Raw genomic sequence first — 21,905 nt, 5'->3', positions numbered from 1 at the left:
GAAGGGGGAGCCATGAACGCCTTGTCGAAGTTACCAATGGAAAACCCAGGACCTGCCCTGAAGCCGGTCGTGTCGGCGGCGCGGCCGTTGACGTTCTCCGGTAAGGTTGGCCTTTTCATGCCGTCGGCCGCCCCGGCCCACGATCTCGCAGTGCTGTTCGTCAGCCCGTGGGGGCTGGAAGAGCTTTGCGTTCACAAGTTCTGGAGGGTGCTTGCCGATGCGCTTTCCGCAAGCGGCATCGCCAGTCTTCGCTTCGACTATTCAGGAACCGGTGACGCGTTGGACATTGCAGATGGGTCGCCTTCCGGGCTCGCTCTCTGGGAAAACGATATCGTCGAGGCTACGGCGCAGTTGCGGACCCTGTCCGGCTGCAAAACCATTGCCGTCGTGAGTCACGGGCTTGGCTCCATGCTTGCTCTGCGGGTGCTGGAGCGGCTGGGTGACGTCACGGGCATTGCCTGCCTTGCGCCCGTAACTTCGGGACGTGCCTATCTCAGGGAATTGCAGATCTGGTCGCGCATGGTGGATGAAGGGCTCGGCATACCGGAAAAGGACCGCATTCGCGATCAGGTCTCGATAGCCGGGCTGCGCATGCCGGAGGCAATTGCAGCTGATATCCGCAAGATCTCGGTGGCGCGCGCCGCCGTTCGTAAAGCTTTTGTTGCGTTCCGCCCGGACCGGCCGGGAGACAGGGAACTTGCCGAGACGCTCCGGCGCGATGGCGCCGATGTTTTTGAGGTCAATTATACCGGCTATGATGCGTTCGTTTCCAACCCGCTGATTTCGGTCATGCCGGAGAGCGTTGGCGAGAAGCTGGTGTCGTGGGTTTCAGGTTTGCCGGGTCTTCAGCCTGCCATCGAAAACCGTGTATCATCGACTGTCGGCGTGCCGAACGAGTTGCGTGGTCCTGAGTTCCGGGAACTGCCGGTAACCTTCGGCAACAGCGGCAGGCTGTATGGCGTCCTCTGCCGGCCGCTCGGTGAGCGGAAGGGGGCGACGACGATCATTCTCGGAACGGCCTATGACCGACATGCCGGCTGGGGACGATCCGGTGTCGAGATGGCGAGGCGGCTTGCGGGCGAGGGGATCGCGTCGCTGCGGTTCGATGCCGCCAATGTCGGCGACAGTCCGCCGGTGCCGGGTGGGCCGGAGCAGATCCTCTACAATCCCTCGCAGCTCGATGATGTCGCGGCCGCTGTCGATTTTCTTGAAAAAAGCGAACTGTTGCCGGCGGTCATCTGCGGTCGTTGCAGCGGCAGCTATCTCGGATTTCGCAGCGTCGTCGCCGATACGCGGCTTCAGGGCGCGGTGATCGCCAATCCCTATGCATTCCAGTGGGATCCGGCGCTCGATGTCGATGTGGTCATCCATTCCGCCCCGCGCCAACTTCACGAATATCGCAGCCGGATGCTGAAGCTCGAGACATTCCGTCGTCTGGCGAAGGGGGAGGTTGATGTCGTGGGGGCGGCAACGAACATGGTGCGGGCCGTCGCGCGCCGGCTGAAGCGTTATCTGCTGCCGGTTCTCAACCGCTTTTCAGGCAGCGGTTCGCTGCACTCCCAGATTGTTGGCGAGTTCCAGGCGTTGCAGGATCGCGATGCCGCGATCGGCTTGATCTACAGCGAAGACGATGTCGGCCTTGTGCATCTCGCCGAGCATTTCGGCGAGGGTGGGCGCGGCCTTTCCCGTTATTCCAATGTCCGGATGACGATCCTGCCGGATGCGGATCACAATCTCACGCCGGTTGCCGCACGCGAAGCCTATCTTCGCGCGGTACAGGACATGGCGGTTCTCAAAAACTGAAACGGCGCTGCGAGCCGAGGTGGGAGACTGTTCCCGCCGGCTTGCCTTCCTCGGACGCGCCCGTCGGGCGAAGGCGGATGCGTCGGCTTGTACCCGGTGCAAGATGGAACCAGTTTTCCTCCGCGTCGTGGGTCTCTGTCGCGATATGGACGGACTGGGCGAAGGCGCTCGTGGATATCTCAAGCATCCAGCCTTCATCGGTCTCGTGCAGGGTAAGTGTCAATTCTGCCGGGTGAAGGGCGGTCTTACGGCCCTGCGGGAAATGAAAGGCTTCCGCGAGTACGGCACCCGTTTCACCATCCAGAAGGCGTGCGACGGTTATGTCATGGGACGGCGGGCCGAAACGGAAGGCATAGGTGGTATCGAAGAAAGCGCCGAACAGATCGGTGCAGGCGATCGTTTCCCCGGAATGGGGCGCAAGTACCATCTCGCGCTTGCCGCTGACGACGGGCTGTACACCTTCCCGAAGGCAAGCGACCTCGACGACGATTTCCCTTGCGGCTGTGGTGTCGTTGAGAAGATGAACGTCGAGGCCGTTGGTGCCTTCATCGGTCAATGCGACCTGCAATGGGCGAAAGGCTCGCTTCAGGGCATGCCAGACGGACTTGGGCTTGCCGGTAGAATCGATGACGCCCCAGCCGGCGCCGGGCTGCAGATCCTGCAGGGTCCAGACAAGTGCGCCGTTACAGGTCGATTTCGGCCTGCGCCATTCGGCATAGGTCTCTGCTACGATCTCGGCGACGGCGGCGCGGGAGAAATCGAGATAACGGCCGGCATCCTCGCGGCGCAGGCGGGCGGGGTCTAAGCCGTAGAGATCGCCGAGATAGTGGTCGCGGACATCCTCGAAATCCCAGGATGCCCCACGGTCGCGCGGCACACACGCCTTCCAGCGGGGATCATGAACGGGTGCGACCGGAAGGTGCCGGTCGAGGGTTTCCTGTTCGGGCACATTGGCGAAGGCGAGGCTCTCTGCGGCGAAACGCACGCCGGCGCGACGGGCATCCTCCAGCGGGCGGCAATAGGCGCCGACGCCGTAATAATGGGTGACGCCTGAGTTCGGCGAGAAGGGCATGGCCCCGCCGGAAGGCGCGTTCTCGACATAGGCAACGCTTGGCCGTGCATCGGAAACGATACGAGCAAGGACTTCCGCGAAAAACGGCGTTTTCCAGATCCGTTCCGGCAGGCCCAGCATGGCGGCCTGCTGGTAGACCTCGCTGCCACCGCAGACGACGGCGAGCGATGGCGACACCTGTGTTGCCGACAGCAATTGCCGGATTTCGGTGTCAATCGAAGCGAGGAAAGCTTCGTCTGCAACGGGATAGTCGAAATTCGCGAACATCAGGTCCTGCCAGACCAGGATGCCGAGCCGGTCGCAGAGGCGGAAGAAATCGGCGCTCTCATAGCTCATGGTGCCGCCGATGCGGATCATGTTCATGTTCGCCTCGGCCGCCTTTGCAAGCCATGGAGCGTAATCCTCCGCCGCGCCGGGCAGGCGAAGGATATCGGCATTGGTCCAGACGGCGCCGCGGCAGAAGATACGCGTGCCGTTGACGAAAAGAGCGAAATCCTGTCCGTCGGTTTCACGGTCGATCTCGATCCGCCTGAAGCCGGTGAGGCCGAGCGAATGGCGCTTGCCGTCGATGTCGAGGGTTATGTCATGCAGCTTCGGTTCGCCGTGGGTACGTGGCCACCAGGGTTGCACCTCGGGCAGGGAAAGCTTCGCTTGCCAGCGTCCCGCAGCGGTGAGAGTGAATGCCGTTTCCCGGCCATCGCAGCCGAGGCGAAGGTCTTTGGCGTCTTCCGGCAGGATCAGCGAAACCAAGAGGCTTCCCGTTCCGTCTTCCGCAAGGCTGCTGCGGATCGAGAGATCCTTGATCCCGTCACTTTCCGTCCTGATCAGGCTGATCGGGCGAAAGGGGCCGACAGGGTGAATTTCCGGGCACCAGCCGGGCATGCGCCCGAGCGGCGTGGTCCGGACGAGCCTGAGACCCTGATTGTCCATCAGGCCGGGACGCCAGCGGGCGCGGGGGCCACGTCGGGCAAGTTCACCTTCCAGCGCGCGGAAGCATATGGCGATTTCGTCCTTGCCTGTCAGGACAAGTTCGAGGTCGTGCGCCTGATACATGCTTGAGGAGGAGAGCCTGATCTCGCCGTTCAGATAGATCTCTGCAATGGTCGCAAGGCCGGCGAACCGCAGCACGGCCGGTCCCGGCTCCTCACCTTCCAGGGAGCGGAAATACCAGGCGTCCTTGTCATGGAGCGAGTGGGGCTTTTCGGGATCGAAGAGACCGGCGCCGGCAAGCGCAGAGGCGACGGTTCCGGGAACCGGTGCGGGAATGCGCGCCGCCGGCCGATGCACGTCGCGCGCGGTGGCATAGCGACCCGCCTCGGTGACGAGCATCGTCCAGCCGTTTTCGAGCGGCCGCTCCTCAGCGCCGAGATAGGTCGTCATGCCGGTCATCTGTCAGCCCCCGCGAAATTGCAGCCGGTTCTTGTCCTTAGGCCGGATCGTGACGTCAGGAAAGCGTCTTGCCAAGTTCACCCATCATTCTGTCCCAGGCTTCGGCGGCCGGGTCGAGGGCCGAAACAAGGGGGTCGAACTTCTTCCGGGTTACGGCGCGGGCAAGCTGGAACTGCACCGATTTCGCCACTTCCGAAATCCTCAGCGCCTGCTCGACGACCGGAACGTAGCTTTCCCCGGAAAGCCAGGTGAGATGGCTTGCCAGAAGCTCGAAATTGGCGCCGAACTGGCGGAGCGTGTTGAAGGCGTATTTGTGGAAATAGCCGGACGGACGTTCCGCGATCGCTTCAACCTGCGCCGGGAAGACGGCAGCAAAGGCCGCAATCGGGTTGGCGTGAGGCCGGCGGTCGTAGTGACGGCGGAGCAGTTTTGCGGCGACCGTGCGCTTGTGTTCGCGGGGAACCGGTTTTGCCGGAAACTTGGCGAATTCCGTGTAAGGCAGGAAGGGCAGGGTGCCTTCCGGGGCGTTCAGCTGGAAAAGGCCGTCGAAGTCCTCGCCGTCGACACGGAAGAAGCCGCCGTTGTGGAAATAGTCCATGGATCGGCCGGCCATGTCGAGCCGGTTGATCGCGACCGTCGTCTTGCCATGGTCCTGCCGGTAGCCGACGCCACGGGTGTCGGGCATGTAGAAGCTGTCCATCTCTACGAGACAGATGCGGCCGCGCCGGATCTGTTCCGTGACATGGGCCTGGACGCTGTCGAAGATCGCCAGTTCCGTGACGCGGATGCCATAGAGTTCCTCTAGATCCTCCAGTGGCACCTTGAAGAAGGTGAACTGGTCGCCTTCGAAATCCTGCGTCAGGGTGAAGCCCAGCATGGCTTCAGGCGCGACGTGATGGCTTGCCAGCACCTCGATCCAGAGGTCGACATAGCAGTTGGTTTCCGGCCACATCCGGTCGCTCGCATGCAGGGCATGGGCTACGTATGTGGCCGGCTCGATGCCGGGAAAAACTGCGTTCATCTGTCGGCTCAGCCCCAGAGTGCTGCGCGGACCGATGCCGGCCATGCCTCGGTGTCGAGGCCATGGTGATGGAAGAGCGCAAGCGCGATGCGCTCGAGGCCGAAGCCGACGCAGGCCGTGTGCGCGACGGCTCCGTCCGCAAGATTGAGGCCCCATTTCGTGCCGAAGGCATCCTGATGGTAGTTGAAGCTCATGCAAGCGGTGGGCTTGGCGACTGATGTGATCGGGATCAGCAGTTCGAACTTCAGGTTTTGGTCGCGCTGGTTGTTGGCTAGCATCTTGCCGGCGCGGCCGAAGAAGGGATCGTTGGCCACGTCGATTTCGACCGGGAGTTCGACCTCGGCCATCATCTTGACGCCGCGGTCCATCCAGGTCTGGCGGAACTCGGTGACGTCGGCCTGCGTACCCATGCGGACATATTCGCGCATGCGGAAAAGCTGCTGACGGGCCGGATCGTTCGACGGCTCATGGCGGAAGCAATACGACTGCAGGTCGTATAGACCGCCGGCTTCCGGCAGGTTGCCGCGCTTGGCGACGGTCGGATAGAGCGGATAGCAGGCGGCGGGCGTCAGTACGATGTCGGTCGCCTTTTGCTCGGCCGTCCAATCGTTGCCCTCATCCATGCATTTCAGGAGGCTGACGTGATCCAGTTCGCAGCCGCAGAAGCTGTGGACCGTGCCCGCAAGCTGCGGGAAGCTCTTCATGTAGCCGCTTTTTTCGAAAAAGGCGCGGTTCATGCCGGGCGGAAAGCGGATCGCTTCCGCGCCGTCGGCAGCGCCGTAGCGGTCGATGAGGCGTTCGAACGCGGCGATCACGTCCTCGAAGCGGCCGCTGCGGCCATAGAGTCCTTCGACGCCGGTTTCGATCAGGAGACCGCTTTCGAAGAGGCGGTCGAGAAAGCTTACCTGCATATCCATGGTTCTTACCCCAGCAATCCGGTTTCCTGCTTGTGAACGAGCAGCATGGTGGAGGTGTTGGCGAGAATGCGATCGTTGGAGATCATCAGTTCCGCCGAGTGAGCGTCGCGCAGATGGCGACCGAGACTATAGGGCGTACCGTTCTTGTAGCCCATGATGCCGCAGATCCGCATGGCCTGGTTGATGACCGGCAGGATCATCTCGGAAGAGGCAATCTTGACGTTGTTCATCGCAACAGCGAAGCCCATCGAGGACAGCCGGTCGGAATCCTTGCGCGCGGTTTCGAAGGTTTCAAGGCCGGTCACGATGTTGGCGCGGATCACCTGCAGCTGGCTCGACATTTCCGCAAGCTGCACGAGGCCCGGAGGCTGTGTGCCCGGCGCCTTGCGGGCGGCGGCGCGGACGAAGTTCTGGGCGCGGGCGAAAGCATCGACGGCAATGCCATACCAGAGCGCGCTCCACAGAAGATGGGCGTTCGCCAGCATCGACTGCGCGGCGATTTCAGCGAAAGGCAGCGGCAGGATCTGTTCGGCCGGCGCTTCCCCGCGGAAGATGAAGCCGTCGGAGCAGGTGCCGCGCATGCCGAGCGTATCCCAGGTCTGGGTGTGTTCGAGCGTGTACTGGTCCCTTGTGAAGACGGTCATCACCTGATCGGTGGACGCCGCATCCTTGTGGCTGCGGGAGGTAATGAGGATCGCGTCGGAATCGGCACCGTAGGAGATGACGGTCGCGTCCTTCTCCAGGCGGCAGACGCCGTCCTTGACCTCGATGGCGCAGATGCTGTTGCGCATGTTGCCGCCGATGCCTGCTTCCGTGGTTGCGGAGCCGAGCAAAAGCTGTTCGGCGACGACGCGGCGCATGAAGCCGCGGTGCCATTCGGCCTCTCCCCCGTGGGAGACGAGGCTCGATGTCTTGATCTGGTGCATGGCGAAGATCATCGCGCTCGACGCGCAGGACTGCGCCAGCAGGGTGCAGGTCTCTGCGATCTCGGCGTGGGAGAGCCCCTCGCCACCGTACTCGACCGGGATCATGATGCCCATCAGCCGTTCGGCTTTCATGGCGTCGATCGCCTCGCGCGGGAAGCGACCCGCCTTGTCGACTTCGTCCGCATAGGCCGCGGCTACCGCCGCCACGCGTGTCACCCTGCTTTTCAGGCTCTTGTCGATAGATCTTGCCGAGAGGTCCATTATGCGACCTTTCTGTCTTCCAGGATCGTCGAGAGAGTGGTCTCGATAGCGGCGATGCTGGCGAAGGATTTGCGGTTGAGCAGATGGTCCGGGAATTCCAGATCGAAGGCCTCTTCAAGGCCGAGCATCAGCTGCACGGAGGCGAAAGAAGAAAGACCGGCGGCGTAAAGATCGGCCTCATCGGAAATCGCCTCGACGGATGTTGACAGTCCACCAACCTTGGCCAGCAGAGAACGAATTGTTTCGTTCATGTTTCTCCCCTTCATGTAGATGAATTTCCATTTCGGAGAGATTTCTACTGCGGGAAGGCATAAGATTCCGCTAAGTCGCGTAGTTAAACAAAGGTGATTGCTTCCCGTCAATTTGCGCGTATCGTGAGGGATACGCGGGAAATGCCTTCTTGGGCGGGATATTTGTCCTCACGATTCCGTGATCGTCGTTCCGGGGTAGCGATGACTTGTCCCGTTTCGGTCCAGTATTTCGTAAGTGCCTTCATTCGTTTCGTGGATGGCGCCTTCGCCGACTGCGACCTTGCCGTAACCACCCGGCAGGTCGAGAATATAGGCCGGAATGCAGAGGCCGGAGACCCGGGCGCGAAGCTCGCGCATGATGGCCTGCCCCTCGGCGATGGTGAGGCGGAAGTGTCCTGTTCCGGGCGCCATGTCGGGATGATGCAAATAATAAGGCTTTACCCGAGCTTCGACGAAAGCACGCATCAGTTCGGCAAGGATCGCGGCATCGTCGTTGATGCCGCGCAGCAGCACGGACTGGCTGACCATCATGATGCCCGCATCGACAAGCCGTCCGCAGGCATTCCGCGCTGCCTTTGTCATCTCGCGCGGATGATTGGCGTGGAGCGCAAGATAGACCGTCTTCTCTCCAGCTTTCAGCGCGTCGATCATCTCGTTGGTGATGCTGTCGGGATCGACGACCGGCACGCGGCTGTGAATGCGGACGATCTTCACATGGGCCATTGAGGCAAGCTCGACCATGATGGCACGGAGTCGGCGGGGCGACATGACCAGCGGGTCGCCGCCGGTTAGGATCACTTCCCAGATCGCGTCATGGCTGCGGATATAGTCGAGTGCGGCTGCGAGCTTCTCCGAGCTCAGGTTGCCGTCGCCCTGCGGTCCCACCATTTCGCGGCGGAAACAGAAACGACAGTAGACCGGACAGACATGCACGGCCTTCAGAAGAACCCGGTCGGGATAACGGTGAACGATGCCCTCGACAGGAGTGTAGACGTGATCACCGATCGGATCGTCCCGCTCTCCTTCGGCTTCCACCAGTTCGGCGGGTGTTGGCACGAACTGGGCGGCTATCGGGTCTGCAGGATCCGTCCGGTCGATCAGCCCGGCGACCGTCGGCGTGAGCGCGACGGCGTAGCGTTCCGCGACCTGTCGAATGCCGGTGGTGCCGGACGTCGGCAGGAGTCCCGAGGCGACGAGATCATCGATGGTGCGCAGGGTGCTTGCGCTCAACGGGTAACCTCCGCGACGGGAGCCCACATGACCTGTTCGATCCTCAGCGCGCCGGTTGCCAGCATCACGAGACGGTCGAAACCGAGTGCGATGCCGGAGGCTTCCGGCATGACCGCCAGCGCATCGAGAAAATCCTCGTCCAGCGGATAGGTCTCGCCGTAGATGCGCTGCTTTTCCGCCATCTCCCCCTGGAAGCGCGAGCGCTGTTCGGCTGCATCCGTGAGTTCCCCGAAAGCGTTGGCGAGTTCGACGCCGCAGGCATAGAGCTCGAAGCGCTCGGCAACGCGCGGGTCGCGGGCGGACGGACGTGCAAGGGCGGCTTCGGCAATCGGATATTCATCGAGAATGGTGGCGCGGCCGAAGCCGAGATGCGGCTCCACCTTCTCCACGATGACGCGGCTGAAGAGGTCGGCCCAGGTATCGTCGTCGGCAATGCGGATTCCGGCCTGCTTAAGCTCGGCGGCAAGGCGGTCACGATCGGTTGCGCCATTTGGCTCCACGGAGGAGAGAAGGTCGATCCCGGCGTGGCGCTCGAAGGCTCTCGCGACCGACAGTCTTTCCGGCTCGGCAAAGGGATCGCATTCGCCGTTGCGGAAGGCGAAGCGGCTGGTTTTCGTGGTTTCGGCCGCGAGTCGGAGGATCTCAGCACAATCTGCCATCAGCCGTTCATAGCTCTCGCCGGCCCGATACCATTCCAGCATGGTGAATTCGGGATGATGCAGCGGTCCGCGTTCGCGATTGCGGTAGACATGGGCAAAGCACGCGATCCGTTGTTCTCCCGCCGCAAGCAGCTTCTTGCAGGCGAATTCGGGCGAGGTGTGCAGGTAAAGCGGTGCCGCCTCGCCGTCATTGCCGATCGCCTCGGTGAAAAAGGCATGCAAATGTGCCTCGTTGCCGGGAGAAACCTGCAGAGTTGCGGTATCGACCTCGATGAAATCGCGAGTGGCGAAATAACCGCGCAACGCCGCCTGGATCGCGTTCCGCCCAAGCAGGAAGGGCCTGCGATCCGCATGGATCGAGGGCATCCACCAGGAGGGAGAGGCGGGTCTGCGATCGGTCATTCAGGCTTTCTCTGTCCTTGTTGCAACACGGGCTGGCTATTTCGCCGATTTTAGGTTAGTTGCGCCCAAGAAATTTGATGACGTCATACGGACGGCGGGTCGTCCTTTACGATGGCTCACAGGCAGATACAAGGAATTCCCATGGTCAAGATCATCGCTTCTTCCGTCCGCAAGGGCAACGTCCTCGAGGTTGACGGCAAGCTCTACGTCGTGCTTACCGCCCAGAATTTCCATCCGGGCAAGGGTACGCCGGTTACCCAGGTCGATATGCGCCGTATCGTCGATGGCGTGAAGGTTTCCGAACGCTGGCGCACGACCGAGCAGGTCGAGCGCGCTTTCGTTGAAGACCTGAACTTCCAGTTCCTCTACGAGGACGGCGAAGGCTTCCACTTCATGAACCCGGAAAGCTATGATCAGGTCGTCGTCGACGCGGAGACCATGGGCGACATGAAGGCCTATCTGCAGGAAGGCATGACCTGCGTCCTGTCGATCCATGAAGGCATTCCGCTTTCCGTCGAACTGCCGCGTCACGTCACGCTCGAGATCGTCGAGACCGAACCGGTCGTCAAAGGCCAGACCGCTTCGTCCTCCTACAAGCCGGCAATCCTTTCGAACGGCATCCGCACTCTGGTGCCGCCGCATATCGACGCCGGCACCCGCGTCGTCATCGCGACCGAAGACAACTCCTACGTTGAGCGTGCGAAGAACTGATCTTCCGCTCGATCCGGATATCGAAAAGCCCGGTGCCGATGGTGGCGGGCTTTTGTTATGGGGAATACAAAGATCCCCGGTCAAAGCCGGGGATCTTCGTTTCAGGATAGGTACTGCAGCTTATTCGATGCCGCCGAGGCACATGTACTTGATCTCGGTATAGTCATCGATCCCGTATTTGGAGCCTTCGCGACCGAGGCCGGACTGCTTGATGCCGCCGAAGGGGGCGGTCTCGGTGGAAATCAGGCCGGTGTTGATGCCGACCATGCCGTATTCCAGCGCTTCGGCGACCCGGAAGATCTTCGCCACGTCCTTCGAATAGAAGTAGGAGGCAAGACCGAACTCGGTGTTGTTGGCGAGTTCGATGACCTGCTCTTCGGTTTCGAACTTGAAGAGCGGTGCGACCGGGCCGAAGGTTTCCTCGGTGGAGACCCGCATGTCCGGGGTAACGCCGGTCAGGATGGTCGGTTCGAAGAACAGGCCGCCTTGGGGGGCCGGCTTACCACCGAGTTCGACCTTGGCGCCCTTGGAAACGGCGTCGGCGACGTGTTCCTCAACCTTCTTCAGGGCGTTCTTGTCGATGAGCGGGCCGGTTGTGACGCCTTCGGCAAAGCCGTCGCCGACCTTCATCTTGCCGACGCGTTCCGCAAGTTTCTTCGCAAAGGCGTCATAGACGTTGGCCTGAACGTAGAGACGGTTGGCGCAGACGCAGGTCTGGCCGGCGTTGCGGTACTTGGAGATCATCGCGCCTTCGACGGCCGCATCGAGATCGGCATCGTCGAAGACGATGAACGGAGCATTGCCGCCGAGTTCGAGGCCGAGCTTGAGGATCTGGTCCGCGCCCTGACGCATCAGGATCTTGCCGACATTGGTCGAGCCGGTGAAGGTGAGCTTGCGCACCTTGTCGTTTGCGCAGAGCTCCTGGCCGACCATGGCCGCATCGGTGGAAGTCAGCACCGAAAACACGCCGGCCGGTACGCCCGCACGCTCGGCAAGGATGGCGAGCGCGAGAGCCGAAAGCGGCGTCTGGGCCGCCGGTTTCGACACCATAGCGCAACCGACTGCGATGGCCGGAGCCATCTTGCGGGCAAGCATGGCGTTCGGGAAGTTCCACGGCGTGATCGCGCCGACGACGCCGACCGGCTGCTTGATCACGATGATCCGCTTGTCGGCCTGATGACCGGGGATCGTGTCGCCATAGACGCGCTTGGCTTCCTCGCCGAACCATTCGACATAGGACGCACCATAGAGAATTTCGCCGCGGGCTTCCGGCCATGGCTTGCCCATTTCCATGGTCAGGATGGTGGCGAGGTCATCGGCATTGGCAACCATAAGGTCGAAGAGCTTGCGAAGGACTGCTGCGCGCTCCTTGCCGGTCTTCTTCGCCCATGCCTTTTGCGCGATGTAGGCCGCGTCGATGGCGCGGGCGACTTCCACCTTGCCTAGATCCGGCAAGGTGGCGATGACTTCGCCCGTTGAGGGGTTGGTGACTTCGAAGGTCTTGCCGCTTTCGCTCGCGGACACCCATTCGGTGCCAACGAGCGTCTTGTCGGTGACGAGCGACGCGTCCTTCAGTTTCGATGTGAGAAGGGTCGAGACGGTCATGACTTGGCCTTTGCTGCGCATTCGCGGAGAGAGGTTTCGATGATATCGAGAGCTTCGTTGAAGACTTCGTCCTGAATGGTGATCGGGGACAGGAAGCGGATGACATTCCCGTAGACGCCGCAAGTCAGGAGAACCAGGCCCTTTTCCAGAGCCTTCAGGCGAACGGCGTTGGTGAAGTCCGCATCCGGCTTGATCGAGCCGGGATGGCCGAATTCGACGGCAACCATGAAACCGGGGCCGCGGATGTCGGAGATCTGCGGAATGTCGGCGCGCAGGCCTTCGAGGCGTTGCTTCAGGCGGCTGCCGAGCTGGTTGGCGCGGTCGCACAGCTTCTCTTCCTCGATGACATCGAGAACGGCGTGCGAGGCGGCAATCGCCAGCGGGTTGCCGGCATAGGTACCACCGAGACCGCCGGGGCCGGGAACGTCCATCAGTTCGGCGCGACCGGTGACGGCCGAAAGCGGGAAGCCGCCGGCAAGGCTCTTGGCCATTGTGACGAGATCCGGAGAAACGTCATGGTGCTCCATCGCGAACAGCTTGCCGGTTCGGGCAAAGCCGGTCTGGACTTCGTCCGCGATCATCAGCATCCCGTGTTCATCGCAGATCTGGCGAACGGCCTTCATCAGGGCGCGCGGAACTTCATAGAAGCCGCCTTCGCCCTGGATCGGCTCGAGAATAATGGCGGCGACGCGCTTCGGGTCGACGTCGGCCTTGAACAGCTTGTCGAGAACATCGAGCGATTCCTCGACGCTGATGCCGTGCATCTCGATCGGGAAGGGAACGTGGAATACGTCGCCCATCATCTGGCCAAAGCCGACCTTGTAGGGAACGACCTTGCCGGTCAGTGTCATGCCCATGAAGGTACGGCCGTGGAAAGCGCCGGTAAACGCGATAACAGCGTTGCGGCCGGTGGCGGCGCGGGCGATCTTTACGGCGTTTTCGACGGCTTCGGCACCCGTGGTGGTGAAGATTGTTTTCTTCGGGCCGGGAATCGGAACGAGCTTATTCAGGCGCTCGGCCAGGGCGACGTAGTTTTCGTACGGCATGACCTGGTGGCAGGTATGGGTGAAGGCATCAAGCTGCTTCTTTACGGCCTCGATGACCTTGGGATGGCGATGACCGGTGTTGAGAACGGCGATACCGCCTGCGAAGTCGATATAGCGATTGCCTTCGACATCCCAGATTTCCGCATTCTCTGCCTTGGCGGCATAGATCTGCGTCGTCATGCCGACGCCACGGGAAATGGCCGCGTCCTTGCGAGCTGCGATTTCGGAGTTTTTCATTCTCGGATTCCCTTTGGTAGCAGTTGACCTTCGGCGTCGGGCTTATTTTCGATCGCGAGGTTGCATATTTCCTACATTTTTTCTGTAGACTTGCAATATGGTTTGACGCATTTATCACGCATGGCAATGACAACGTGCTGACAGGGACCGGCCTCTATGGATGACGTCCACTTCAAGATTGCCGAAGCCGCCAGGATGGCGGGGGTTTCCGCTTCGACGCTCAGACTTTGGGAAACACAGGAGCTGATCCAGCCAGTCCGGACGCCTTCGGGTCAGCGGCTCTATGACCTTGCGCTTGTCGAGCGCTTGAAGACGATTGCATGGCTTCGCAGCGAAAAGGGTCTGAACCCGGCCGCTATCCGCGAAAGTCTTCGCGAAGATGTTTCTCCGACGGTGGCGGACGAGGTTGGGGAAATCCTTGATGAGGACGATACCGAGACCTCCGACATCGCCGTCGGGCAGAAGGTACGACGGCTTCGGCGGGACGCAGGCAAGACGCTTGAAGCCGTGGCGCAGGCGACTGGAGTATCCGTTTCGCAGCTTTCGACCTTCGAGCGTACTTCATACGGCCTGTCGTTTACGGCGCTGCATACGGTCGCAAGCTATCTCGGGACGACAGTCGCCAATCTCAGCGGGCAGGAGCAGGGGGATGGCGGGGAATCCCTCATCCGGGACGGCAAATGGCCGACATGGCCGACGACTTCATCCGGCGTGACGATCCAGGTGCTGGCGGAAGGGCGCAACCAGATGGAATGCAATCGCTTCCAACTTGCTCCCGGCGCATCGAGCGAAGGCGCCTATCAGCATGAGGGCGAGGAATTCATGCATGTGCTATCAGGCAGTCTGGAGATCATTCTGGACGGCGACCGGTTCTTCGAGCTCAATGCCGGCGACAGCTTTTATTTCGAAAGCCGCAGGCCGCATTCCTGGCACAATACGTCCGATGGAGAGACGGTGCTTATCTGGATCAATACGCCCGCCACTTTCTGATGGCTTCACGGCAAGCTTTGGCGCGGAGATCAATGACATACCGGAAATGAAAAACCCGGCAACTCTGGGAGTTGCCGGGTTCAATGCTTTACAGAAGGCTGACCTTAGTTGGTCTTTGCCTTCTTGCTGTCGAAGGCATAGCCGCCGCCGATGGCGACGTTCAGCGAGACGTAGTCGGCTGCCATCTGCTGCACGGCCTGGGCAAGGCTCGCCTGAGCGGTCGATACCGAGCGCTGAGCGTCCAGAACGTCGAGCAGCGAGGATGCGCCGTCGCGGTAGCTGGCAGTTGAAAGCTGCAGGGCCTCTTCGTAGGAGCGAACGGTTGCATTCAATGCTGCCACAGTCTGGCTATCGCGGTTGACGGCTGCCAGTGCGTTCTCGACTTCCTCCACGGCCTTCAGCACGGTCGACTTCCACGCCAGATAGGATTCGCGAGCCGAGGATTCCGCGATATCGACATTAGCCTTCAGACGTCCGCCATCGAGGATCGGCAGTGTCAGGCTGGGTCCGAAGGACCAGGAGGTAAAGGAACCCTTCAGCGGTTTTGTCGAGATGTAGGACGGCGTGATCGAGCCGCCCAGCGTGATCGTCGGATACAACTGGGCCTCGGCAACACCGATTTCGGCGACGGCGGAAGCGAGGTTGCGTTCAGCTCTCCGGATATCGGGGCGGTTACGAATCAGGTCGGCTGGGACGCCGGCATTGACGCTGCGGCGCGCGACTGGCTGGGGCGCGCCCTTCTGCAGTTCGGAAACCAGTGCGGAGGCCGGCTTGCCGAGCAGGGTTGCGATATGATGGGCCGACTGGCGGAAGTTGGTTTCCAGGCCGGGCAGGTCAGCCAGCGTGGAGTTCACCAGTCCCTCGGACTGCACCACATCGAGGCGCGACGCAGCCCCGGCTTCAAGCTGCAGCTTGGTGAGTTCCAGGGTTTCGCGACGCGATGCCAGGTTCTTCTTGGCGATGGCGATGCGCTCCTGATAGTAGCGGGCATTGATGTATGATGTCGTCAGATCCGAGAGATAGGACAGCTTGGCGACATCGGCGCTGGCATAAGCGCCATCGACGGCGGCAAGTGCGCCTTCCTTCGCGCGCTTGTACTGGCCGAACAGGTCGAGCAGCCAGGATACGCTAAGGCCGCCGCTTGTCGTCGATCGCGTGTCCTGCTTGTTGAAGCTTCCATCGGCGCCACTTACGGATTCGCTGGCGCTGCCATCCAGGCTCGGCAGGGCGCCTGCGCCGGCAACCGTCACGTTGGCTTCTGCAGCAGTGATGCGCTCGAGTGCCTGAAGAATGTCAAGATTCTGGTTCAAACCTTCATCGACATAGGCGTTGAGCCGCTTGTCGTTAAACGCCGTCCACCAGGGAGCGAGAGAAACGTCACCGGTGCTCTTGGAGCCGCCTTCGCCGAATTTCTCGGGGAGGGGCATTTCCGGAGCCTTGTGATCCGGGCCAGTGACGCAACCCGACAGCAGAAGCAGTGCGAGGGGGGCGGCTACGCGTATGGATACCATCATACTATCCTAGTTTTTGCTCGGTTGCGTCGCGCGGCAGGCGCATTGTCATCTGTTTGCCGCTGCGCCTATTGTTTCATGAGGAATCAATTATGGTAAATATCTTCTTAACGTAACGATATCCATATCCTCATGACAGCGCTTCTTTCGGTTTTGCACGGGTTGTGAGTTTCCTGACGACCACAAAGAACGACGGCACGAAGAAAATGCCGAGTGCCGTGGCCGCCAACATGCCGCCCAGAACGCCGATACCGATGGAGTTCTGGGCAGCTGAGCCAGCGCCGGTGGCGATGGCAAGCGGCACGACGCCGAGGATGAAGGCCAGCGACGTCATGATGATAGGGCGCAGGCGCAGGCGTGCAGCTTCCAGCGTCGCGTCTACCAGGCTTGTGCCACCGACCATGCGGTCCTTGGCGAATTCCACGATCAGGATCGCGTTCTTTGCCGCGAGGCCGATGGTCGTTAGCAGGCCAACCTTGAAGTAGACGTCGTTCGCCTGCCCGGTGTAGTAAGCTGCAGCAAGAGCGCCAAGCACGCCGACCGGCACCGCCATGATGACGGAGAACGGGATGGACCAGCTTTCATAAAGTGCAGCAAGGCAAAGGAACACGATCAGGACCGACAAGGCATAGAGCGCAGGCGCCTGTGAGCCGGACAGGCGTTCCTGATAGGAAATGCCCTGCCAGGCCACGGTGTAGCCGCCGTCGAGGCTTGCGGTCAGCCGTTCCATTTCATCCATGGCATCGCCCGAACTGACGCCTGCTCCGCCCGCGCCCTCCAGCGAAATAGCGCTGGTGCCGTTGAAGCGGGCGAGTGTCGGAGCGCCGCCGACCCATTCGACCCGGCTGAAGGCTGAGAAGGGAACCATCTCGCCGGTGGAGTTGCGAGCGTACCAGTGGGTCAGGTCGTCGGGCTGCATGCGATAGGGTGCATCGCCCTGTACATATACGGGCTTCAGCTCACTGTTCAGCGTAAAGTCGTTTACATCCCGGCCGGCGAAGATCGTCGACAGCATCGAATTGACCGAGGCGAGGTCGAGACCCATGGCGCCCATTTTTTCCTGATCGAGCAGGATCTTCAGCTGACTTTCGGCATCCGGGCTGTTGGAGCGCAGGGAACTTATCTTGGCATTGGAACTACCGAGGCCGATAAGCTTCTTGGATGCTTGGGTCAGTGCGTCTGTCCCGGTCTTGCCGCTATCCACGATGTACATCGAGAAGCCGCTGGAGTTGCCGAGGCCGGGAATAGCCGGTGGCTGCAGCGGGAATACCTGCGCATCCCGGATCGTGAAGAAGTAGCCCATGGCGCGCCGCACGATGGCGGATGCGGCCAGGTTGGGGTTCTTTCGTTCTTCGAAGTCCTTCAGCTTGGCGAAAACCATTGCGTAGTTCTGGCCCTGGCCGACGAAGCTGAAGCCGGAGACGGCAAAGACGTCCTTGACCGCATCTTTTTCCTTATCGAGATAATAGTTCTCGATCTTCTTGATGACTTGCTGCGTACGAGCTTCGGTGGCGCCGTTCGGGAGCTGGACGATGGTCATGAGCACGCCCTGATCTTCCTGCGGAAGGAAGGAACTGGGCAGGCGGGTGAAGATCCAGGCGCAGCCGCCAATCACGATTACGAACATCAGCATGACACGCATGGGACGTTTCAGGAGGTACCCGATCGTCGATACGTAGCCGTTGGTCGTACGGTCGAAGTTCCGGTTGAACCAGCCTGCCGGGCCTCGCTTCGGCTTCGTGTGATCCACCGGCTTCAGCATGGTGGCGCAGAGCGCTGGTGTCAGCACGATGGCAACCAAGGCCGACAGCAGCATTGCCGAAACGATAGTGATGGAGAACTGACGATAGATGATGCCCGTTGAGCCGCCGAAGAAGGCCATCGGGATGAACACGGCGGTGAGCACCAATGCGATGCCGATGATGGCGCCGGTGATTTCGCCCATCGATTTTTCCGTGGCTTCAAGCGGCGACAGGTGCTCCTCGGACATGATGCGCTCGACGTTTTCCACGACCACGATGGCGTCATCGACGAGCAGGCCGATTGCCAGCACCATGGCAAACATGGTGAGCGTATTGATCGAGTAGCCCGTTATCGCAAGGATGCCGAAGGTGCCAAGCAGAACAACCGGGACGGCAATCATCGGCACGAAGGTTGCGCGTAGATTCTGCAGGAAGATCAAGAGTACGAAGAAGACGAGCACGATCGCTTCTATCAGCGTGTGCACCACCTTCTCGATGGAGAGCTGGACAAAAGGCGTGGTGTCATAGGGATAGGTGATGACCACGTTTTCCGGCAGCGACGGAGCCACGGCTTCCAGCGCAGTCTTCACCCGCGCTGCGGTGTCGAGAGCATTTGCTCCGGTCGCGAGGTTGACGGCGAAGCCGGTAGCCGGATTGCGGTTTGAGCGGGTGTTGGTCGAATAGCTTTCCTGACCGATCTCGATACGCGCCACGTCGCTCAGGCGAACGGTCGCGCCGTCGGTCTCCACCTTCAGAATGATCGATTCGAAGTCGGAAACGGTCTGGAGCTGGCTCTGCGCCGTGACGGTCACGTTGAGCTGCTGCCCGGGAGCCACAGGCTGGGCGCCAAGTGAACCGACAGACACCTGCGTGTTCTGAGCCTGAATTGCAGTCGTGACATCCGTCGGAGTGAGCTGGAACTTATTCAGCTTGAATGGGTCGAGCCAGACACGCATGGCGTAACCCGTGCCGAAAACCTGAATGCTGCCGACGCCCTCAAGACGCTTGATCTGGTCTTCAATCTGGGTGGAGAAAATATCACCGAGCTCGACCGGCTTACGCTTGGCGTCTGTTGAAACCAGCGCGCCGACGAGAAGAATACTGGAGGTCGAACGGGTTACCTCGATGCCGGCGGTCTGCACGACGTCAGGAAGTTGCGACTGGACGAGCTGCAACTTGTTCTGCACCTGTACCTGGGCGATATCCGGTTCGATGCTGTTGCCGAATGTGAGCGTGACGGTCGCCCGGCCGGTGCTGGAGGACGAGGTCATGTAGGTGAGGTCATCGAGGCCGGTCATGCCGTCCTCGATGATCGTCGTCACCGACTTCTCGACCGTCTCGGCGCTCGCGCCGGTATACGTCGCGGAGATACGCACGGTGGTCGGCGCAATTTCGGGATACTGTGAAATTGAGAGAGTCGAGATCGCCAGAGCGCCGCCCAGCATGATCACGATCGCGATCACCCAGGCAAAGATCGGGCGATGGATGAAGAACTTGGCCATTTTTTATCCCTTTGCGCCTGGTTGCTGCCCGTAAAGCCGCGCTATCACGGCTTTGCTGCCGGGGCCGCTTCCGGCGCCTTGGGTGCTTCTACGACGAAGCCGTTTTCATCCACGGTCGCTTCCACAGGCGCGACGGTCGCGCCGTCACCAATCCATTGGAAGCCGTCCACGATCAACTTGTCGCCATCGGCAATACCATCGGCCACCAGCCAGTTGTTGCCGGAAACGCTGCTCTGTCCGAACACGCGCGTCTCGACGACGTTCTGGGCATTGACGAACTTGGCGGTAAGCTCTCCGCGAGCATTGCGGGTTGCTGCACGCTGGGGAATGAGGTAGCCGGTTTCCTTGCCTACCGTGACGCTTGCACGCACATACATGCCGGGCAGGATAAGGTTGTCGGGATTATCGAAAACGGCGCGGATAGAAAAAGTGCCGGTGGTCTCGCTGACGGCCATTTCCGACATGTCGAGCTTGCCAATGACCGGATATTGGGTGCCGTCTTCCATGGTCAGCCGGATATCGGCAATCTGGCCCCCGGGCTGGTTAACCCGACCGGCAGTAATGGCCTCACGCAGCCGCAGCAGGTTGGCACTGGACTCTGTCAGTACGATATAAATGGGATCAAGCCGGCGCAATGTGGTGAGCTTATCAGATTGATTGGCTGTGACCACGTTGCCGATGGAGAACGCCGAGACGCTAGTGACGCCCTCGAAGGGTGCCTTGATGTCTGTAAGTGCGAGATTGATTTCCGCAGCGTTGAGGGCAGCCTTCGCTTGCGCCACATCCGCCTCGGCCTGCAGCAGAGTCACCTTGGCGTTTTCATATTCGATCTGGGTTGCGCCGCTATTCACCAACCGCTCATAGCGGGCAAGGTTCGACTGAGCAGTGGGAACGCTCGCCTCTGCCTTGGCAAGGCTCGCTTCGGCCTGCGCCACTTCGGCGCGATACGTATCGTCCTCAATCTTGTAAAGGAGGTCGCCCTCATTGACTTCGCTGCCTTCCTTGAAGGCGATCTGCTTAATGATGCCGCTGACGCGTGGGCGGATATCCGCAGTCTGGAAGGCGTCGGCTCGTCCCGGCAGAAGACTTGTCAGCGGATACTCCGCCTTTTTCATCACGACGACGCTGACAGGTGACGGCGGGCGCTCAGTACCGGCGCCGCCCGCATTCTTACCTGATGAGCCGGAATCACTGCAGCCGGAGATAACAGCGGAGAGCAAAACGATAGCCGAGGTCAGCTGAATGCGTCGGTTCATGGGTTTTTCCACGTCAAGATTTAGGCAGTCCATGACGCATCGCTATAGCACGCAAGCGCAACCGTGAAATTAACTCTCGTTAATTTTTGTCATTGACGCTTTGTGTGACGAGATAGCCACAGGACTCGCCATTGCGGGCAGTCTCGCGAAGTGACGTAAGTTAAAATTCGTCACTAATCAAGGGTGGTTTGCAGCGCAGCATTGATGAGGCGAACAACTTCCTCGCAACGTGTTGCCAATATGTCAGGCTGCTCGTTGGCGATCATGACGGGGTGCAGAACGCAGGCAAGAGCATGAAAGGCGGCGTCGGCCGCTCGGCGACTGCGCTGCGGCGCGAATTCGCCGTCTTTAGCCCCGTCCACGATGATCGCTTCGAGAGCATTGCGCACGATATCGCGATATCGGTGTCCGCATTGGAGGTCGTCCTTTGCCGTCAACAGGATCATCTCAAAAATATAGGGATTTTCCTCAAGGTCGCGTCTGTGGCTGGCCATCAGGCGCTGGGCGAGTTCAAGCAACCTCTCGGGTGCTGGCCGATTCGTATCGACCGAAGCAAGGCCGGCGAACTTGACTTCCATATGACGCGCGGCGATCGCGTCAACCAAGCTCGCCTTGGAATGAAAATGCTTGAATACGTTGGCGGGAGACATGCCGAGGGCGTGTGCGATATCGGCGATGGCGGCGTTGGCATAACCTCGGGTCCGGAAGAGTTCTTCCGCCTTGTTGAGGATATCCTCCCGGGTTTCGCCAGCAGGTCGGCGCATGCGACGAGGTTGTCGCTCGGTGGGCAGGTCCGAGCGGTCGGCCGTCGTCGATTGGGGAGCCTCACCTGTTTCTGACACGGGTACCTCACCTCCGGGGAAAATACGCCGCCAGATTATCTTTCACGCGATCACGCGGCGTTTCTCCGCGATCATCCGGCGTGAATGTCTCGCCGGTGATTGCTTCATATGCCTTAATATAGACCTTGGAGGTCTGTTCGACCAGTTCCCTAGGGATCTCCGGGATGTCATCCTTGTAGGGGTCGCAGCGCTCGGCGACCCAGGCGCGGACGAAATCCTTGTCAAAGCTCTCCGGCCGCTTTCCGCTCTCGAAGCTTGCCGGATAACTCTCGGCGATCCAATAACGGCTGCTGTCCGGTGTATGAATTTCATCTGCAAGGAGAATATTGCCTTCCGCATCGGTACCGAATTCATACTTGGTATCGACGAGGATAAGGCCGCGTTCGCCGGCGAGTTTCTGGCCGCGAGCGAAAAGCGCGAGCGCATAAGCCGAGACGGTATCCCACTGGCTCTGGGTGAGTAGACCCTCGGAAATGATCTGTTCTGGTGTCAGCGGTTCGTCATGACCGCCATCGAAGGCCTTGCTCGTCGG

At 60.7% G+C, this 21,905-nt stretch carries 17 protein-coding genes (1 of these 17 running past the window's edge); 3 read left to right on the top strand and 14 right to left on the bottom strand.

The genetic code is table 11. The annotated features are described in order from the left end of the window. Nucleotides 1–12 precede the first annotated feature (12 nt). Nucleotides 13–1,803, top strand: a complete 1,791-nt coding sequence (locus tag H4I99_RS20960) for an alpha/beta fold hydrolase (protein WP_244625214.1) — start codon at nucleotides 13–15, stop codon at nucleotides 1,801–1,803. Here H4I99_RS20960 and H4I99_RS20955 read toward each other — a convergent pair. From H4I99_RS20955 to epmA, 7 genes are all read right to left on the bottom strand, one after another. Then, nucleotides 1,793–4,255 (bottom strand): glycosyl hydrolase 2 galactose-binding domain-containing protein, encoded by a 2,463-nt coding sequence (locus tag H4I99_RS20955; RefSeq protein WP_163905896.1) that lies wholly within the window; start codon nucleotides 4,253–4,255, stop codon nucleotides 1,793–1,795. The genes H4I99_RS20960 and H4I99_RS20955 overlap by 11 nt on opposite strands. Nucleotides 4,256–4,319: 64 nt before the next feature. Then, nucleotides 4,320–5,285 (bottom strand): DUF1839 family protein, encoded by a 966-nt coding sequence (locus H4I99_RS20950; protein ID WP_521705699.1) that lies wholly within the window; start codon nucleotides 5,283–5,285, stop codon nucleotides 4,320–4,322. A gap of 8 nt (nucleotides 5,286–5,293) precedes the next feature. Next, nucleotides 5,294–6,202 (bottom strand): amino acid--[acyl-carrier-protein] ligase, encoded by a 909-nt coding sequence (locus H4I99_RS20945; RefSeq protein ID WP_163901594.1) that lies wholly within the window; start codon nucleotides 6,200–6,202, stop codon nucleotides 5,294–5,296. 5 nt (nucleotides 6,203–6,207) lie between these two features. Further along, nucleotides 6,208–7,389: an acyl-CoA dehydrogenase family protein gene (locus H4I99_RS20940; RefSeq protein WP_163901592.1), complete on the bottom strand. Its 1,182-nt coding sequence runs from the start codon at nucleotides 7,387–7,389 to the stop codon at nucleotides 6,208–6,210. After that, nucleotides 7,389–7,640 carry an acyl carrier protein gene (locus H4I99_RS20935; protein WP_099059314.1) on the bottom strand — a complete coding sequence of 84 codons (252 nt, stop codon included), beginning with the start codon at nucleotides 7,638–7,640 and terminating at the stop codon, nucleotides 7,389–7,391. The genes H4I99_RS20940 and H4I99_RS20935 overlap by 1 nt, the downstream gene beginning before the upstream one ends. A gap of 168 nt (nucleotides 7,641–7,808) precedes the next feature. Continuing rightward, entirely contained in the window at nucleotides 7,809–8,870 is a 1,062-nt protein-coding gene (locus H4I99_RS20930; RefSeq protein ID WP_163901590.1) for a lysine-2,3-aminomutase-like protein, read from the bottom strand. Then, nucleotides 8,867–9,931 carry an EF-P lysine aminoacylase EpmA gene (gene epmA, locus H4I99_RS20925; protein WP_163901588.1) on the bottom strand — a complete coding sequence of 355 codons (1,065 nt, stop codon included), beginning with the start codon at nucleotides 9,929–9,931 and terminating at the stop codon, nucleotides 8,867–8,869. The genes H4I99_RS20930 and epmA overlap by 4 nt, the downstream gene beginning before the upstream one ends. Nucleotides 9,932–10,072: 141 nt before the next feature. Between epmA and efp the strand changes: the two genes are divergently transcribed. Next, on the top strand, nucleotides 10,073–10,642 hold the full coding sequence (gene efp / locus H4I99_RS20920) for an elongation factor P (protein WP_163901586.1): 570 nt from the start codon (nucleotides 10,073–10,075) through the stop codon (nucleotides 10,640–10,642). A gap of 120 nt (nucleotides 10,643–10,762) precedes the next feature. On the opposite strand, the gene H4I99_RS20915 is transcribed toward efp, so the two are convergent. Together H4I99_RS20915 and H4I99_RS20910 are read right to left on the bottom strand one after the other, a co-directional pair. After that, complete coding sequence (locus H4I99_RS20915; RefSeq protein WP_163901584.1) at nucleotides 10,763–12,247, bottom strand: NAD-dependent succinate-semialdehyde dehydrogenase; 1,485 nt, start codon at nucleotides 12,245–12,247, stop codon at nucleotides 10,763–10,765. Beyond that, nucleotides 12,244–13,530, bottom strand: coding sequence for a 4-aminobutyrate--2-oxoglutarate transaminase (locus tag H4I99_RS20910; protein ID WP_163901582.1), 1,287 nt, complete (start codon nucleotides 13,528–13,530; stop codon nucleotides 12,244–12,246). The genes H4I99_RS20915 and H4I99_RS20910 overlap by 4 nt, the downstream gene beginning before the upstream one ends. A 156-nt stretch (nucleotides 13,531–13,686) precedes the next feature. Between H4I99_RS20910 and H4I99_RS20905 the strand changes: the two genes are divergently transcribed. Next, nucleotides 13,687–14,520: a MerR family transcriptional regulator gene (locus H4I99_RS20905; RefSeq protein WP_163901580.1), complete on the top strand. Its 834-nt coding sequence runs from the start codon at nucleotides 13,687–13,689 to the stop codon at nucleotides 14,518–14,520. Nucleotides 14,521–14,624: 104 nt separating this feature from the next. On the opposite strand, the gene H4I99_RS20900 is transcribed toward H4I99_RS20905, so the two are convergent. The 5 genes from H4I99_RS20900 to H4I99_RS20880 form a co-directional block, all read right to left on the bottom strand. After that, complete coding sequence (locus H4I99_RS20900; protein WP_163905892.1) at nucleotides 14,625–16,031, bottom strand: efflux transporter outer membrane subunit; 1,407 nt, start codon at nucleotides 16,029–16,031, stop codon at nucleotides 14,625–14,627. A gap of 130 nt (nucleotides 16,032–16,161) precedes the next feature. After that, nucleotides 16,162–19,275: an efflux RND transporter permease subunit gene (locus H4I99_RS20895; RefSeq protein WP_163901578.1), complete on the bottom strand. Its 3,114-nt coding sequence runs from the start codon at nucleotides 19,273–19,275 to the stop codon at nucleotides 16,162–16,164. A 44-nt stretch (nucleotides 19,276–19,319) separates the two neighbouring features. Next, the gene (locus H4I99_RS20890) at nucleotides 19,320–20,531 is read right to left on the bottom strand and encodes an efflux RND transporter periplasmic adaptor subunit (RefSeq protein WP_163901576.1); all 1,212 of its coding nucleotides are present in this window, start codon (nucleotides 20,529–20,531) and stop codon (nucleotides 19,320–19,322) included. Between the two features lie 173 nt (nucleotides 20,532–20,704). Then, nucleotides 20,705–21,373, bottom strand: coding sequence for a TetR/AcrR family transcriptional regulator (locus H4I99_RS20885; RefSeq protein ID WP_281357668.1), 669 nt, complete (start codon nucleotides 21,371–21,373; stop codon nucleotides 20,705–20,707). 7 nt (nucleotides 21,374–21,380) lie between these two features. Continuing rightward, nucleotides 21,381–21,905, bottom strand: partial view of a phosphoribosylaminoimidazolesuccinocarboxamide synthase gene (locus H4I99_RS20880; protein WP_163901574.1) — the 3' portion only. Its footprint extends 426 nt past the window's final position; the window shows 525 of its 951 coding nt (coding positions 427–951); the start codon falls outside the window, past its right edge — the gene reads right to left on this strand; it ends in the stop codon at nucleotides 21,381–21,383.

The organism is Paenirhizobium daejeonense (assembly GCF_014280875.1).
Lineage (GTDB): Bacteria > Pseudomonadota > Alphaproteobacteria > Rhizobiales > Rhizobiaceae > Allorhizobium > Allorhizobium daejeonense.
The sequence above is the reverse complement of the archived record's forward strand: the minus strand, read 5'-3'. Positions and strand labels throughout refer to the sequence as shown.

Excerpts from the sequence above, each read along its gene's own strand:
- H4I99_RS20905 (WP_163901580.1), top strand. The coding sequence starts at position 13,687 with ATGGATGACGTCCACTTCAAGATTGCCGAAGCCGCCAGGATGGCGGGG.
- H4I99_RS20935 (WP_099059314.1), bottom strand. The coding sequence starts at position 7,640 with ATGAACGAAACAATTCGTTCTCTGCTGGCCAAGGTTGGTGGACTGTCA.
- H4I99_RS20915 (WP_163901584.1), bottom strand. The coding sequence starts at position 12,247 with ATGACCGTCTCGACCCTTCTCACATCGAAACTGAAGGACGCGTCGCTC.
- epmA (WP_163901588.1), bottom strand. The coding sequence starts at position 9,931 with ATGACCGATCGCAGACCCGCCTCTCCCTCCTGGTGGATGCCCTCGATC.
- H4I99_RS20910 (WP_163901582.1), bottom strand. The coding sequence starts at position 13,530 with ATGAAAAACTCCGAAATCGCAGCTCGCAAGGACGCGGCCATTTCCCGT.
- H4I99_RS20890 (WP_163901576.1), bottom strand. The coding sequence starts at position 20,531 with ATGAACCGACGCATTCAGCTGACCTCGGCTATCGTTTTGCTCTCCGCT.
- H4I99_RS20900 (WP_163905892.1), bottom strand. The coding sequence starts at position 16,031 with ATGGTATCCATACGCGTAGCCGCCCCCCTCGCACTGCTTCTGCTGTCG.
- H4I99_RS20960 (WP_244625214.1), top strand. The coding sequence starts at position 13 with ATGAACGCCTTGTCGAAGTTACCAATGGAAAACCCAGGACCTGCCCTG.
- efp (WP_163901586.1), top strand. The coding sequence starts at position 10,073 with ATGGTCAAGATCATCGCTTCTTCCGTCCGCAAGGGCAACGTCCTCGAG.
- H4I99_RS20955 (WP_163905896.1), bottom strand. The coding sequence starts at position 4,255 with ATGACGACCTATCTCGGCGCTGAGGAGCGGCCGCTCGAAAACGGCTGG.
- H4I99_RS20950 (WP_521705699.1), bottom strand. The coding sequence starts at position 5,285 with ATGAACGCAGTTTTTCCCGGCATCGAGCCGGCCACATACGTAGCCCAT.
- H4I99_RS20895 (WP_163901578.1), bottom strand. The coding sequence starts at position 19,275 with ATGGCCAAGTTCTTCATCCATCGCCCGATCTTTGCCTGGGTGATCGCG.
- H4I99_RS20940 (WP_163901592.1), bottom strand. The coding sequence starts at position 7,389 with ATGGACCTCTCGGCAAGATCTATCGACAAGAGCCTGAAAAGCAGGGTG.
- H4I99_RS20945 (WP_163901594.1), bottom strand. The coding sequence starts at position 6,202 with ATGGATATGCAGGTAAGCTTTCTCGACCGCCTCTTCGAAAGCGGTCTC.